Origin of the sequence: Paenibacillus dendritiformis, from assembly GCF_015845845.1 — a bacterium.
Lineage (GTDB): Bacteria > Bacillota > Bacilli > Paenibacillales > Paenibacillaceae > Paenibacillus_B > Paenibacillus_B dendritiformis_C.
In genome coordinates this window covers 1-16,350 of the sequence record NZ_LDIG01000121.1, presented here as the reverse complement: position 1 = coordinate 16,350, position 16,350 = coordinate 1, and the positions used below count along the sequence as shown (strand labels likewise).

11 protein-coding genes are annotated in these 16,350 nt (G+C 52.5%); 1 reads left to right on the top strand and 10 read right to left on the bottom strand.

From position 1 onward, the window contains the following. Positions 1-7: 7 nt before the first annotated feature. The 10 genes from ABD76_RS10340 to ABD76_RS10295 all read right to left on the bottom strand — a co-directional run bounded on the left by ABD76_RS10340 (position 8) and on the right by ABD76_RS10295 (position 15,526). On the bottom strand, positions 8-775 hold the full coding sequence (locus tag ABD76_RS10340) for a creatininase family protein (RefSeq protein ID WP_338125098.1): 768 nt from the start codon (positions 773-775) through the stop codon (positions 8-10). A 364-nt stretch (positions 776-1,139) separates the two neighbouring features. Continuing rightward, positions 1,140-3,689 (bottom strand): NEW3 domain-containing protein, encoded by a 2,550-nt coding sequence (locus tag ABD76_RS10335; RefSeq protein ID WP_197256613.1) that lies wholly within the window; start codon positions 3,687-3,689, stop codon positions 1,140-1,142. Between the two features lie 128 nt (positions 3,690-3,817). Further along, entirely contained in the window at positions 3,818-5,554 is a 1,737-nt protein-coding gene (locus tag ABD76_RS10330) for an ABC transporter permease (protein WP_197256611.1), read from the bottom strand. Continuing rightward, complete coding sequence (locus tag ABD76_RS10325; RefSeq protein ID WP_197256609.1) at positions 5,551-6,648, bottom strand: ABC transporter ATP-binding protein; 1,098 nt, start codon at positions 6,646-6,648, stop codon at positions 5,551-5,553. The genes ABD76_RS10330 and ABD76_RS10325 overlap by 4 nt, the downstream gene beginning before the upstream one ends. Positions 6,649-6,702: 54 nt before the next feature. Next, positions 6,703-7,737, bottom strand: coding sequence for an extracellular solute-binding protein (locus tag ABD76_RS10320; protein ID WP_242069504.1), 1,035 nt, complete (start codon positions 7,735-7,737; stop codon positions 6,703-6,705). A 387-nt stretch (positions 7,738-8,124) separates the two neighbouring features. Next, positions 8,125-9,303, bottom strand: a complete 1,179-nt coding sequence (locus ABD76_RS10315) for an ROK family transcriptional regulator (RefSeq protein WP_197256605.1) — start codon at positions 9,301-9,303, stop codon at positions 8,125-8,127. A gap of 250 nt (positions 9,304-9,553) precedes the next feature. Beyond that, positions 9,554-12,241, bottom strand: a complete 2,688-nt coding sequence (locus ABD76_RS10310; protein ID WP_242069503.1) for a carbohydrate binding domain-containing protein — start codon at positions 12,239-12,241, stop codon at positions 9,554-9,556. Positions 12,242-12,982: 741 nt separating this feature from the next. Next, positions 12,983-13,774, bottom strand: a complete 792-nt coding sequence (locus ABD76_RS10305) for an ABC-2 family transporter protein (RefSeq protein ID WP_197256603.1) — start codon at positions 13,772-13,774, stop codon at positions 12,983-12,985. Then, positions 13,771-14,484 carry an ABC-2 family transporter protein gene (locus ABD76_RS10300; RefSeq protein ID WP_197256601.1) on the bottom strand — a complete coding sequence of 238 codons (714 nt, stop codon included), beginning with the start codon at positions 14,482-14,484 and terminating at the stop codon, positions 13,771-13,773. Before ABD76_RS10300 ends, ABD76_RS10305 begins: the two co-directional genes overlap by 4 nt. Positions 14,485-14,518: 34 nt before the next feature. Continuing rightward, positions 14,519-15,526, bottom strand: coding sequence for an ABC transporter ATP-binding protein (locus ABD76_RS10295; protein ID WP_197256599.1), 1,008 nt, complete (start codon positions 15,524-15,526; stop codon positions 14,519-14,521). Between the two features lie 445 nt (positions 15,527-15,971). On the opposite strand from ABD76_RS10295, the gene ABD76_RS10290 reads away from it, so the two are divergent. Continuing rightward, on the top strand, positions 15,972-16,350 hold a 379-nt coding region (locus tag ABD76_RS10290; protein WP_197255191.1), incomplete at its 3' end, for a transposase family protein.

Genomic DNA, 16,350 nt, shown 5'->3' with positions numbered 1-16,350 from the left:
GCAAATATCACTCCTTCTTCTTGTCTGTTCTCCTCGCCAGCCACTCCTGGATGAGCAAGTTCATATTGCGGCTCGCTTCCTCCACGATGATTTGCCCCGCCTCAAGGGAGCTCTGCCGGATGCGGCCCGTATAGCCGTCCCAGCCTTGCGGAGTTCCTTCGACCAATACATAGGGCACAGAAGATAATGGGGGACCTGCGTCCAGTTCAAGGTCCGATTCCTGTACGGTTACCATTTCCGGGCGGAAGGCCTTGACGGCGGACATTTCGTACGGTCCCCCATGCCCACGGCCAGCCGTTCCTTGAAAAAGCCCCATTCGCTGCGTGAACTCGACGCCCGCCATCTGCCACCAGTTGATCAGAAGGACGCTGGCGTCAGGATAGGCGCCGGTTACCTGTTCGGCTGCGGTGCGGGCCGGCCCCATATTGGCATCGTGGGCGTTCAGCAGCACGATATGGCGGATGCCGAGCCGGCATATGCCTTCGACGACATCGGCGAGATAGTCGATAAAGACTGTAGGGCGAACCGGGATCGTGCCCGGATAATGCCGGGTCTTGCCGGGACAGGCCGAGTACGGAATGGCCGGATAGATCAAAGGATGCAGGGAAGGGTCAATCCTCTCCGCGAAGCTCTCCGCCAGGATCGTATCCGTTCCGAGCGGAGCGTGCGGACCATGATATTCCACCGAGCCCAACGGAACGACGGCGAACTGCGTCTCCCTTGTCATTTGCTCGATATCCCGCCCGTGAACTCCGATTGCCTTCAATGCTTGCACCTCCTCATGCGAGCGAAAATGGGAGAGGGCCCCGAAGGGGGCGAAAAGCTGGAGCTTTTCACTTCCGCAACGAAAATTGCTCGTGATGCCGTCTTATTGCGGTATCCGTTCGGGTTGGCGGCTCACGCTCCGTCTTTTCACGGTAATCCGTCCGGGTTGACGGCTCACGCTCCGTCCTTTCACGGTAATCCGTCCGGGTTGACGGCTCACGCTGCGGTCTTTTCACGGTAGTCCGTCCGGGGCCCTCGCCGATGATGCCATGCTGCGCAGATAGCCGTAACAGGTTGGGGACTATCAGACAATTATCACGCAGCGATCGGGCAGTGTTCAGAGTCGCATGGTTGCGATTGCGTGTACCGCCTTCTTATTGATGCTGGCTAATCATATTGACGAACATCCGCATGGAGCCCGGAACGAGCGCCGGAATCTGGCGGTACCAGACCAGGGAGCTGTACGTATACACCCCTTTGCCGTAATGCGCGGTCAGGAACGTGCCCGTGAACTCCTTCTCCCCCGGGTCGCCGTTCGAGATGAGCGCCGTATATTCCTTGCCCCATTGCGACGGATTGTAGGCGGAGCGGTCTTGAATCCAGCCGCGCCAATCCTGATCCGCGATCTTGTTCGGCATGTTGAACATCGGGTGATCCGGGGCCAGCATCGTTACCTTCGAATTCTCGTCCGTGACGCGCCACTGAATGAGCGGCGTTCCGATCGTAATCGGATACGGAGCCAGCTCCGGCGACCATTTGTCCTCCGGCTTATGATACTGAACGACCAGATTGCCGCCGTCCTTGACATAGCTGAGCAGCCGCTGATTGCTTGGAATCAATTCCGGGCGGAAGGCGTACGCGCGAATGCCGAGCACGATCGTGTCGTACTGGGACAGATCGCCGGATTCGATATCCTTCGCATCCAGGTTGACGACATCGACGCCCGCCTGGCGCAAATAGTGGTCGATGTTGTCAAACCCGCTGGACACGTAGCCGACCTTTAATTGGTCCGGCACCTTCAGGTCGAAGGCCTGGATGCTGAGCTCCGCCGGCTGGATCAGATATGTCCTGCCGATATGCGCGTAGTCGATCGCCTGCGCCCCATGTGTGCTGAGCACGGCGCCGTTCTTCGCGATCGCCTTCACGGAAAAGGTGCCCGGCGCCACGTTCGAAGCCGCCTTGACCGTAAATGCGGCGGACTTCGTTTCGCCCTTGGAGGCGAAGCTTAGCTCTTCCGCGGCAGGCTCAACCGTCCAGCCTTCCGGCACGTTCAGCGAGACCGACGCTTTGGATGCGCCCGGCGTGTAATTGCGCACGGTCACCTTCACCGGAATCGGCTCTCCCGCCCGGAGCGTATTCAGAATCGTGGCGTTCGGGCTCAGCGTCATCGAGTACGGCGGCAGTACAGCCACGGCGTTCCGCGGAGCAACATCCAGCGTCGTGGCCGTGCCGTACGCCTCATATTCGACCTTCCCCTGGAACACCGGACGGTCATAAGGCTTGAACAGCGGCGCGTTCGCGGGCACTGTCACCTCGAAGACGGCGGATGCCGTCTCGTTGTAGCCCAATTGCTCGAAGCGGGTCGCCCCGGCCGGAGCGGCCTTCCAGCCTGCGGGGACGCGAAGGCTCAAGTTAACGTTGCGCAAGATCGTTGATCCGCCGTTGAAGGCCGAGACAACGACCTTCGTCGTCTGGCCCGGCACCAGCTCGCTCTCGGCCGGCTTGACCTTCGCCACCATGGACGCCGCTTCCATGCTGGCCTGATTCAGCTGTGCATCCTTGACCTGAAGCCGGTGAAGCAAATCCTCCTTGGCTGCCGCCTCCAGGCCGGATGCTTTGACATCAGCCAGCGCGGTCTCCACATCGGCCTTCATTTTATGAACCTGCTTCAGGACGCCGGCAAAGCTTGGATAGGCGGTAACGACTTCATTCGCGTCCTTGTGCAAGGCGCGCAAATCACGGGCCACCTTGCTGTCTTTGTCCTTCGCCTCGATGTCCTTCGCCAAATCCTCGAAGGTGAAGGCAATGCCGTCGAAGAAGTCATTCTCTTTCTCCTTCGATGTGACCGTGCTTAGCTCGAGCTTGTAATACTTGCTGAACAGCTCGCCTTGCCCGGGGCCTTCGTCATACACCCTGCCCATCCCCTGGCTGCGGTGCATGAAGCGGGATTCTTCCCCGAGCTGCAGATATGACGCGCCGTAGATTTCATCGTAGTCGCCAACCGGCACGTTCACGCTGTAGTCCTTGGAATGGGCCGGCACGTACAACTTCTTGATTTGCCAGGGGCGCAAGCCCTTTTTCAGATGTTCAGGAAAAATGTCCGGATTCGCCGCATCCTTGAACGCCCTGACGGTAAGCACGTTGATCGTGCGGTGATGTCCGTGCGTGGAGGCTTCGTTCAAGAACGAAGGAATGATGACATCCGGGCGCAGCTCGCGAATTTTCCGAATCAAGCGCTCGTAGACGACCGAATCGCCCCATTTGTCCAGCGTCTCCTCCACGCTCTTCGAAAAGCCGAAATCGTAAATCGGATCGTCCAGCTTCTCGCCGAGTATCCCCAGCGTCACGTTGGTGATGCGGGATGCTTCCTCCAGCTCGCGGGTCCGAATGACGCCGAGGGCCTGCCCCAGCTCGCTCCCGATCTCGTTCTGTCCGCCCTCCCCGCGAACCGCAATCACGCTCGAAGTGCTCACGCCTCGCCCCAAGGACAGATAAGCCAAGGTCGCGCTGTGCTCATCATCGGGGTGGGCCCCCGTGTTCATGGCGCTCGCGATCGTCGTCAACGGCCGAATCGCCTTCCACAGATCGGCAATCCCGCGATCCGCATGCACGGGTTGGGCTTGAGCGGACAGCAGGGCGCTGCCCGCCAGCACCGCGCTTATGACCATGGAACAGAACCTCCAAGCTGACTTGCCTCTGATCATCAAATCCCTCCTCGAATGGTGGATTGTTTGTCAGCAGGGAATGGCCTGTTCCCCGCTGCATATCATCACGTGGTTGGCGAACCCCTAGGTGTTCCCACGAAATGACCTTCCTTCCAATTAACCGCCCGTTACATGGCTGCGCTGTCGCCCGTTATTTTGCGCGAGACGAAGAGCACAAGTATGATCAAGGAAATTTGCAGCACGCCGTACGCGCATGCCGTACCGAATTCAAATGAATACATCCGCTGAAAAATCTCGACGGATAGCGGGGCGCTTCTGGCGGTAAAGAGCAAAATGGAAGAGACGAATTCCCCGATGCCCTGCACGAACGCGAGCAGGGTACCCGCCAAAATCCCGCTTAGCGCCATCGGGAACACGACCCGCCGGAAGCTGTACCACCACGATGCGCCCAGATTGCGCGCCGCCTCTTCGACGGAGGCGTCCATCTGGACCAGGGTGGCGGAGGTGGAGCGGAACACTAACGGCAAATGGCGGACGAAATACGCCAACGGAAGTATCCAGAAGCTGCCGATCAGCACCTGATTGAAGCTGAATACGGTAGGCTCGCTGAAGGCGGCGATCAGGTTGACCGCGACGACCGTGCCGGGCAAGGCCCACGGAAGCATAATCAGCGCGTCAAGCAGCGTTTTTCCCCGGAAGGACAAGCGCACCATCGCGTAAGCGGCAGCGACGCCGAAGATCACATTGCCAATGGTGGCCACGAAGCTCATCTGGAAGCTGTTCGCAATCGGCCGCCACGTTTTGCTGTCGGTGAACAGCTTTACGTAATGCTCCACCGTATATTCGGGAGGCAAAATTTGCGTCGTCCACCTGCCGTCCGCCGAGAACGAGATCAGAACGAGAACGAGTATCGGAAGCAGCAGCACGATGACCCCTGCGATGGACAGGAGCATGGCGACATATTTGCCCGCGGCGCTCTTCACTTCCGTCCGATGCACGCTGACCCCCTTGCTCATGTTCTGGTAATTGCGCAGGCCCTGATACCAGCGCATGACGAGCAGGAACGCGATCGACACGACCGACAGGATGGTGGACTGCGCGGCCGCCATATCGAGATTGCCGTTCGTCCGGGACAAATAAATCTGCATCGTCATCGTCCGCTCAATGCCGAAAATGAGCGGAGCCGTATACGAAGCCATCGCGATCATGAACACAAGCAGCGACGACGCGACCAAGGCCGGAGTCAGCATCGGCAGAATAACGCGCCGCCATATGTAGAGCCGTCCCGCGCCGAGACTGGCCGCCGCCTCTTCCAGCGACGGATCGAGATTGCGGATCGCCGACGATGCCGTCATGTAAAAGTACGTATACATCGTGAACGTATGGACGACGAGCACGCCCCAGATGCCCTTTAACGCAAACGGCACCTGTTCAAGCTGAAGCAGCTCCTTGAGCGCCCGCGGAATAATCCCGCTCTCTCCATAGAGAAACGTAAACGACAGCACGCCGACGAGCGGCGGCAAAGCCATCGGGACAAGCACGAGGACGGCGAGGATTTTGCGGCCGGGGAACTCGTAGCGTTCCAGTAAAAAGGCCATCGCAACGCCGACAATCGCGCAGGTGATTACGCTTAACACCGAAATATAAATGCTGGTCCAGAGCGCTTCCAGATTGGAGGTATGCTCCAGGCTAAAAAAGCGGGCATAGTTGTGAAGCGAGAGTTGATCCTCTGCCTGAATGCTTTGCATGAACGTCTGGAACAGCGGATATACGACATAAGCCAACAGCACCAAAAACAAGGGCGCGACCAGGACATAGACAAAATATGGCGACTGCGTAATGGAAACGGGCCTGAATGGAGCAATCCCCGGTTTCCTCGGTTTTATGTTCCGTTTCGGTATCATCGTTCATCCCCTCTGTATTCCAAAAAATAGATGCTTTCTTTTGGAATGAACAAGGAAATCGCTTCCCCTCTTCCGCGTACCCGATGCCCTTGATTGACGAACATCGCCTTCAATGGCCGCCCCGCCGCTTGCGACACATAATTCACGCTCACGCCCGTAAATTCGGAGATGATCACGCTGCCGTGGACGACATTGTCCGCGGGCTCCCCTGGCAGGGACTCGCGTATCGATTCCGGACGTATGGACATCGTGATGCGCTTGCCCGGTTCCAGCTCGCAGTCCGGCGAAGCGTTCGCAGCCAGCCCCGTCAGGACCAGATCCGGAGCGACGCGAATGACCGCTTCTCCGTCTGCGATTCGTTCCACGGTTCCTTCCCACAGATTGGATTCCCCGATAAAGGAGGCGACAAACCGGTTGACCGGACGATGATAAATGTCCGCCGGGCTTCCTATCTGCTGCACCACCCCGCCCTGCATCACCATAATCCGGTCCGACATCGCCATCGCCTCGGCCTGATCATGCGTAACATAGATCGTCGTGATCCCGAGCTCCAGCTGCAGTCTTTTGATTTCGATTCTCGTTTCTTCTCTCAGCTTCGCATCCAGATTCGATAACGGCTCATCGAGGAGCAGAATTTGCGGCTCGATCACCAGCGCGCGAGCCAACGCGACCCGCTGCTGCTGGCCGCCGGACAATTGATCGATGCGGCGGCTGCCGTAGCCCTCCAGATGGACTTGCTTCTGCGCGCGTTCGACGCGCCGCACGATGTCGGATTTCGCGACCTTTCTCACTTGCAGCCCGAATGCGATATTTTCAAACACCGTCATATGCGGAAACAATGCATAGTTCTGAAACACCATTCCCGTGTTGCGCTTGTTCGGGGGAAGTGTCGTCACATCGTTGCTGCCGAACAGGATGCGGCCCTCGCTCGGATAGTAGAAGCCCGCGATCATTCGCAGCGTCGTCGTCTTGCCGCAGCCGCTCGGCCCGAGAAAGGTGAAAAATTCCCCCGGTTGAATCCGGACATTGACATCCGCGACTCCCTTTACGTTTCCGAATTGTTTGCTCACATGATCCAGGTTGACCTCTATCAAGTTGCTTGCCCCCTTGGTAATGTGCTCAGGCGGAGGAGCCCCCGCCCGAATGTGTTAGTTGGACCCTTTGCCCTTGATGTTCTCGTCCCAATGCTGCATCCATTCCTTCTCCTTCTCCGCCATGACCGCCCAATCCAGCGGCAGCGGCTTCAACTCCAGTCCCTGCAGCCATTCCGGGAGCGTGTCCTTGCTGATATCCGTACGCGTCGGAATCTGATACAGCTTCTCCGCCAGTTCCACCCGCAGATTCGAATCGAACAGGAATTCGTAAAATTTCATCGCCGCTTCCATGTTCTTGGCGCCTTTGACTACGCCGACCCCATCGACCAAAATCGGGGCGCCGCTGGCCGGATAGATGAAGTCGAACGGCTGCTTCTGCAATTCCTTCTGAATCATGATATCCTGCAGATTCCACAGCGACAGCGTGCCTTCCTCGCGCGCCAGCTTCAGATACAGGTTGGTCGGATCCTGAGCGTATTCCTTCGTATTGGCGTCGAGCTTCTTCAGCCACTCATAGCCTGGAGCAGGATCGTTCGCGTCTTGACGGTAGATCATGGCCGAATATATCGTTCTCATCGTTCCGGAGGCGAGCACGCCGCGAATAATGATTTTCCCTTTGTGCTTCGGATCCAGCAGATCATCCCAATCTTGGGGCGCTTCTTCTTTTTTCAGCGCCGCGGAGTTGTACATGATCACTTCCGGCAGCAGCATTTCGCCATACCAGCGATCCTCGCTGTCCTTGTAAAGCTCCGGAATGCTGTCGGCGAAGCTCGGCTTCACGCTTTCGAGCAGCCCCTCATCCGCCGCCGTCATCAGGGCCGACTGCGTGCCGCCCCACCAGAAATCCGCCTGCGGGTTCGCTTTTTCCCCGCGCACGCGCTCCAAAATTTGCTGCGCCCCCATCGTAAGCACTTCCACCTCGACCTCGGGATGCTTCGCTTCGAACTTCGGAATAATCTCCTCGACGACATTCTTGTCTCGCGCCGTATAAATGACGAGCTTCTGCTTCTCCGAGCCGTTCGTTCCCGCCGGCTGGCCGCCTTCGGATGCGGTGCTGCCTCCGCAGGCCGTCACCATCAGCATGACCATGCTAAGAATTGCCCCTATCCACCACTTGAGTGACTTTTTTGCGTATCCCATCATTGACCTCCGTGAATTTTTTTCTTGTTTTTTCTGAAAAACCATCACTTTTGAAAATCTATGATCTGTTACAAAATTACTAATAAGTTAATTAATAGTATTTTTTATTAATAAAACGCATTCGGAAAAAACATAAAAAGCCCTGTCCTGTCGCAGCTCGATACCTTTCATATCAAGCTATCCCTTTTTTGGAATCTTGGTGTTGTTGTTCGTTGGAGAGTTGAGCGTTGTGTTCGGGTTGCTGCTCTTTTATTTTCATGATGAGGATGTATCTGAACCGTCCGGATACAAAGACGGCAGGATGAAGTAAAAAGAGCGGATATGGTTGGGTTTGTGTTACTTTTTTACGTTTGCAGATGACGAAAAAGCTTCGAGCGCGCAATGGATCGCCCCGATAAGTCCCGCCTGATCGCCAAGCGCAGCCATTTTGATCGGAGGAACGGAAGGAACCCAATCGTTGAGCCATTGCCGGATGGCAGAGATCCCATCGTCCCCGATATGCAGCATTTCACCGCTCAGAATCAGCAGCTCCGGATCGATGACGCTCGTCATATTGGCAATGCCATAGGTCCAGTGCCGGCAGACGTCGTCAAGCAGTCTCCGGGCCCCTTCATTCCCGCGGCCCGCATGGTCGACGATCTGCTTCATAATGCTCGTATCGTCGTCGATCGCTGGGAGGACGCTTCTGGCCTTGTCGCGGATCGCCCGTATGGAATAATTCCGCTCGAATATGCCGTATTCTCCTGTAACCTGCTTCCCGACGGGGCCGATGACCATATAACCAATCTCGCCGCTCGCTTCCCTGGCTCCCCGGTAGAGCTGCCCGTCGATCATGATTCCGGCGCCGATGCCGGTGCCCGCATACATGTACACCAGATTGGAATGTCCGACCCCGATCCCCTTGTAAAATTCGCCAAGCGTCATCAGATTTACGTCATTCTCAATCGCAACGGGAAGGCCCAGGACCGCCTCGATTTCCCGCTGCACCGGCAGCCCCATCCATCCGGTGCTCGGCGCGTGGCTTACCGTCCCGGCGCTTCGCCGCGTGATGCCCGGCAATCCGAGCCCCATGCCCAGCAGCCATTCTTTGCGGAATCCGCTCTCGTCAAGCAGGGCCGCCAGCCCTTGCTCAATGCTCCGGATGGCCGTGTCCCCATTCATCGGATGCGGAAGGCATGTCGCGCGCTGGACAAGCAGTTCTCCTCGCAGATTGGCAATGGCCAATTGGAGGGTGCTGCCTTCGAACACCGCGCCGATGACGCCGTATGCTTGAAAATTATATTCCAGAAGAATCGGTTTTCTGCCGCCTGTCGATTCTCCAAACCCCACCTCGTTGATTAATCCTTCCGCAATCATCTCATCGACCAATGCGGATACGCACGGGCGGCTCAGCTCCGTTAATTTCGCCAAATCGGCTCTCGATACACGCGGATGCTCTCTCAACTGATGAAGAATGCCTTCCCGGTTCATTTGCTTCACCAGCTTGGCATTTCCCGTCTGGCCTTTGCCAATCAATTCACTCCCCCCCTTTCCGCTAGGTTGGTAGTTTGTTAAAGTAATTAACAAAGTTTGGATGCCTCCATTTTATTGTATCCGCTTACAAGGTGTCAACCTTAATTTTTCTTGATCCGTTACTCCGTTCATCTCCCGGCGTTCCTGTTCTCATCTTGCTGTTCAGCCGGCAGTTCAATCCTTATCCGAAAAACAGCCGATGACAGCGGTCATCGGCTGTTGCATCCTGCGAGAAGCAAACGGCAGGCCAGGATTAGCGGGTGTTGCCCGTAATCTGAATTTTCTTGACACTGGCTTGATCGATGTAATAAATATGCTCGTTGCCTTGAGCGTCCTTGGCCAGCGTCATGAAGGCGATCTCCTGGAACGTGCTGCCGTTATCCTCGGACAGGGTGACATGCTCCAGTGTCTGCGGATCGATGACGGTCATCCGATCCGCCAGATCGATGTACAGCAAGCCGTCCTGCCCCCAATGCGGATGGTATGGGCGCCAGAAGCCGTAATTTTTCACATGCGGATAAATGTTTTTATAATCAAGAACGCGATACGTCACCGGGTCGAGCTTGAAGATGATCCCGTCGACGCCTCCCCAGACGTTCCCGTCCGGCCCGATCGTCAAGCCGCTAATCATGACGGGCTGATCCAGCTCGGGAATATCCAGCGCAAATTCCGTGATCTTTTCTTTTTTGGCGACGTCCCACACAAACATTTTTGCCGTTTTCTCGGTTGCGCCGATGCCGAGTCCGCCAAAGACGGTGGTCGAACCGAATATTTTCCCGTCCTTATAGGCCAGTCCGTTAATGCTCTGATTGTGGACGATATTCCGGTACACTTCCTTCTGCCCCGTATCCGGATAGTAGAGCGTAAGCGCGCCGCCTAATTTGCCGTAATCGGGGATCGTGCCGATCATGATAAAATCATCCGCCGCCCGCATCACATAAGGACGATCCTGTTCCGACCCGATCTGGAACACCGCCTTCGCTTGGGGAACCGGCTGTGTCGGGTCCAACGAATAAATATGTCCTCCCGGATAACTGCCGAAATACATATCGTTGCCGTAAGCGACCATTCCCTCCGCCTGCCCGAGGCTGAATGTCTTGAACGTGTCGGTGCGCGGATCGAACTGGACGCCAACCCCGCCCGGATAACCGCTCATGTATACGTTGCCATCAGGACCGTTCTCCATATTGTGCAGCGGATTGGCCGAGCCCTGGACAACGGAAGGAAGGGTCTTGCTCGTCTCCGCGTCTACATTGAATACGGAGGTCTTGCCGTCGCGCTGCATCGTGACGAACGACTTGCCCGGGAAGCCCGGATCGTCGCGGAACTCGACCCAGGCGGCGCCGCGGAAAGAGGTGCCATATCTCATGGAGGTCATCCGCGCTTCGAACGTGGTCAGATCGATCTCGGTGATGACCCCGTTGGCGGGAACATACACTTTGCCGTCCTTCGTCACGAGCTGGTTGAAGGAGAATACGCCGGCGCCTTGCGTGCCGCCGATGTTTTTGCCGACGACATGCGGCAGCCACTCTCCCCGTTCGAGATCATAGAACAGCAAGGCCATCTGCGGATCGCCGAATTTCACCAGCAAATAACGATCGACGATCGCCATATCGTAGGCAAACGGTACATCTGCCGGATTCACGCCAAGCAGCCCCGCGACCGGTCCGGAAATGACCTCCTTCTCGCCGCTCTCCGCATTGAGCTTCACGATCGCCCCCGTGGAGCCGATCCCCGCGTAAACATAGCCGTTGTCATACGCCATTGACCGCACATATTCCTGATTGTCCATCATGCGTCCATAATCGCGGTATGTTTTCGCAACCGGATCGTATTTGAACACTTTGCCTTGCTGGAAGGTGCCGCCATACACATTGCCCTTCTCGTCGGTGACGAGCGACCAAATCGATTTCTCGCCCGGAAGCGGCTCGCCCAGACTGGCCACGGTCTTCGTCCGCGGAGAGTAGCTCCACAACTCTCCCCGGTTGCTGCCCGTCATAATCGCCGCGATATAGACGGTTCCATCCGGAGCGATCGTATGGCGCCATACCGTATGAACTCCCTCCAACGGGAACGAGCGGAGCAGCTTGTTGCTCTCGATATCCACGACGCTGAACACCGCCGTATCTCCCTGCGCGGTCGAGTACATCGTCGCCCGCCCGTCCTCTACGCCGGCGACGGCATCGTTGATCGCGACCGTGAAGACGGGAATGCCCAGATCAACCGGCGGAGCAAAGGTTCTGCCCTTGAAGCTGATATCTCCGGTTGGCGGATCGCCCGGCGATTTCTTCGGATAGGTCACCTCGAAGTCATCGTAAAAGACTTCCGCCATCTGGTACTTGTTCACCGAGGCGAAAATACGCGCCGTCACCGCATTCGCAGGCGCCTTGCCCGACACTTGCACCTTCTGCCATTCGCCGTAGCCTGTTGACACATGCTGAAGCATATCGTCGCCGACCTGTTTGCCGCTGGCGTCATAATAGCGGAACAGCAGACTGGCGCTGCCGCTCTTCAGCAGCATCATGACCGATCCGGTATAGGTCGTGCCCGGTTCTACAGCCAGCGGATCGCTCTGGACCGCGACAGCATGATCGCGGCTCGTATCCGTAATCTTCAAGCTGCGCTTGCCGCGGTACGCTTCTTCCCTGCTGATCTCATGGCTGACCGCGCCTTCCACGCTGGCGAATATCGATGTCCAGCCCGGAATCGAGTCCTTCGCTGTCTGCTGCTCGAAGCCAGGGTTCTTCAAAGGCAGCGCCTTCTCCTCGGAGCGGGTCTCTCCCTTGCCTTTATTGCCGGCTTTCGCCGCGGCGGCCTGATTGTTCGGATGTCCTTCCGCGCCGGCCCCGACGACGGCAGTGCCGCATGTAAATACAACCATCAGTACGGCCAGCACGGCGCTAATTCGGCTGATCCGCTTGCTTCTCCATGATACCATCATCATTCCCCTCCTTCGTGTCTTGACTTGCTGCCGCCACCGCATGCGTATTTATTGTAAGCGTTATCAAAAATGCTGGGCGGCTTTGACTTGGGATACCTATTGCTTTCCGGTAACATGTAACCTGGCAATGAGCCGCCATTGACTCACGCTCTCCTAAACTCTAAACTTTAAACTCTCCAGACTTCCAACTGCTTTGACCTTGCCTTCGCCATGCTCCTTGTCTGCAATTGTATTTCCTTGCCTTCCGCCGCAAGCTTCGCGACTCCCGATGGCCGCCGGATCACCTCCTTTTATTGAATCAGGTGCTTATGTAGTATACATGATGCAAAAAAATTGGGTGATCAACGAACAGAAGCAGGAATTAGATTACAACTGGTTCATGTCTTCTATATTACTTCGGTTAATGGGGATGTCAATTCGCAGGCGATTTATAGACAGATTATAGACAGCACGGAAGGAATCGGGGCAGTCTTATTCCCCGATTGAATGTTCGGAGTGGGGAAACGATCTCTGAATCCTTGTTCCTGACAGGGATGAAACCAATGATTTCACGGCAAACTTACGATTAAGCAGTTCTACTGTGATTTTCGAGTGCCGTAAGCTTCACGGATTTTCTTGAAAATTTGAAGAATTAGATGAAATCACCTCCTCCAACCCGGCGCTCTTGAGCTTATTTTTATTTGCGTAACCGATCCATATTGAGCGGAAGCATGCAAAATGTATCGAGAGCGAATACCGCTCCTAACTCGCACTTGCATATCTAGAAATTCCCCACTTCCACTGAAAACGAACAACAATCCCGAATAAGATGAGAAAACATAGATAAAACACGAAATAGTTAATAGATAAGCTTCCCTTAAGATACTCTGCAGGCAAATTTACAGCCGTGATCACCGGGAATACAGTTGATAAAATGATTTGAAGAACTCTTGGATACACCTCTCTTGGACGTGAGGCGAAATCCAGCATATACTCAGGCACTCCTGCTATCTTTTGCGGCCTATCAACCCAAAATGCAAGACAGACAAACATTTGGTTCAGTAAATAATAGAAAATAACCCCAAGTGCGACAAACAATATGTAAATGAGCACATTTAAAGCGTTCAACTCGATTTTTATATAAGGAAGGCAGTAGAAAAAGATGGAAGAAGGAATAATCATATTGATTGCACTCGGAAAATCCAATTGTTTTAAACTGCATAAAAACAGTGAATCGACAGGGCGCAATAAATCGTAATCTAGTTTTCCATTTAAAATATTCTCCATTAAATTCTCATGGGAAGCAACAAAAAAGAACTGGTACAGGTAACTTATAAATTGAAATGTCGATAATAGAACCAGGAAATCATAGATTTCCCACCCTGCAATTGATTCTGTATACTGAAAAAAAACAACCGTTCCTATTATATCGGCAATTGCGAATAACGTACCAAATACGATAATAAATGTGGAAGTCATTCTATAAGTAAGCATTTGAGCAAGGCTTTGCTTGCCAAGGAGCTTAAGAAGCGCTACATACCTGATTGGGTTCATGCGTTTACTCCTTCATATTTACGTAATCCTTTCATGAATAACCACTTATATCCAATCGAGAACACTACTAGCCAACAGCATGATAACAGTACATAGTACTGTACATCATGATATTCTAACTTTCCTTGCAGCAATTTTGTATTAACATATCCCAACAAAGGGAAGGGAGTGAAATTAATGACACGAAACCATATATCAGGAAGTAAATCGAGAGGATACAAATTGCCCCCCAGTATAGCCATCATTGCGTTATAGAGTGGCTTCAGCGGCCACATCTGAATGAGCCAAAAGCTCAAGCAGCTTAAAAAGGCACCGAACATAAACAGTAGTAAAAAGTTGCTTAAAAACAAAAATAAACCGAGTATGTTCAGAGAGGGCCAAGTTGCTAATCCTGTCGCGAGAAAAATGAGGGTTAGCATGAAAGTGAGTAGAGCATCAATAATTTTACTCCCTAAAAATTGAGCCGCACTGTCGGCTAGAAAAGAGTAAGGCCGAATGAGATACATATTAAATACTCCATTTCTTACTAAAGAAGACAGTCGAAAAAAATGAGAAGAAGAAAAAATGACACTAATGAACGCGCCGAGCAAAAAATAAGTCACCATATCATCATGATAATATCCATTGATTGGGCCTGATTGATCTATAATTACTATCCAGACAAACAAACCTACTATCATTTGAATGATCATCAGTACAATACTAGACATGATGTTCCATCGATAAGCGAGCGTTATCAACATATTATTTTTTACTATTATCCAAAAGGTTTTCATTCTCTTCTCCATCTGATAGTAATCTTGTAAATAGGGTATACAGCTTCTCTTCAAAAGGAATATCGTATGTCTGGATATGAGTTACAGTATATAACTGTGTAAGTTTTGATAACAGTGTATTCAAATTTTCAGATGCAAGGTGAGTCTCCCATTGTCTATCGCCCGTTTTTTTTAAGCCCCAATGAGCTAACGACTCATGTTCTTTAATTTGAATCTTTAATGTCATTTCGTGATGATTTTCTTCTTGAAGATGGCGAAGTAGGCCATCATAATGAATCGAGCCTTGATTGAGAATGACCAACCTTTCTGCAATTTCTTCAATATCTTTTGCATAATGGCTTGTCAGAATAACTGTCGTTCCATATTCACGATTAATTTCCTTAATAAACGAACGGATTGATTTTTGACTTGCCATATCTAATCCTATTGTAGGTTCGTCCAGAAGCAGGAGCTTTGGGGAATGGAGAAGGGAAGCTATGATTTCAAACTTCATCCGTTCCCCAAGCGATAATTTTCGGACAGGAACTTGTATACAATGTTCAACATTAAGTTTATGCACTAATTCATCAAGCCGCTTTTGAAATGTCACATCATCGACTTTGTAGATTTCTTTTAGTACTTGTAACGTATCAATCGGGGGTAAATCCCATGTTAGCTGACTTTTTTGACCTAGGACGACTCCTAATTTCCGTAGAAAATCCGGAGTTTTTTTAAATGGAACATGTCCCATCACTTCAACGGTTCCACTTGTCGGATGAATCAGACCGGACATAATCTTCATCAAGGTTGTTTTACCCGCGCCATTTGGCCCAAGTAATCCAATCAATTCACCAGCTTGAATAGACAGATCAACCGACTTAATTACTGTTTTATGTTCGTATTTTCTAAAAATAAAATCTTGAAAGGCCCCTTTGAGCCCTTGCCGTTTACGGTAAGTAATGTAATTATGAGTCAAGTTTTGGATATTTATCTCCATAATGTATCTTCTCCAAACGGCTTTATTAAGCGTTTACTAAAATGTTGCGTCCTCGTAATGAAGGTAAAACAAGTGAGCCATGCCTAACCAAATGAAATCTTTCAAGCCCCGGTATTATGCAATTGACGCAAGTTATATCACTCTTGGAAGAGTATAGTACATTAGCATATATTTTAAAACCATTTTTAGTAACTTTATTAATGAGAATAGCAAGATAGTCTTCTAAGCTGTCATTTTTTATCTTTTCTTCATTTATAGTAATCATAATATTATTTTTTTCGAATTGACCACCACTAATATCGAAATCTACGCAGTTTTTATATTTTTTCAAGGCTCAAAACCGTAATCAGTGCTTGACGAAATAATCTCAGGCTGAAAATGGAAAAACATCTGCTAATCCTGTAATGTTGTAAGTCTCACCGAACAACAAAAAAGGAATAGACAGATGCAAAACCAGTATATCAATGAATTGCTCGACATACCAGAGCTAAAAATCCGCCAAATCCTGTCCATCGATGCCGATGAACTTCACATAGAAGCTTTCCCCATCAGCGAAAAGCAATGCTGTCCGTGCTGTGGGTCGGATCAAAATGTCATCCGCAAAGGAAGCAATGGCATACGGATCGTCCGACATCTTCCCGTGTTCGAGAAAAAAACCTATCTGCACGTGCCCTCCATTCGCATGTTCTGTAAACACTGCGAAGCCGGATTTGTATGGATGTATGAATTTGTCGGCCCCAAACAGCGCTACAGCAGTCTCTTTCGATTCCATACCGTTGAACAATCGCTTGGTTCTACAGCAGCGCATAGCGCTCGCATGCAGA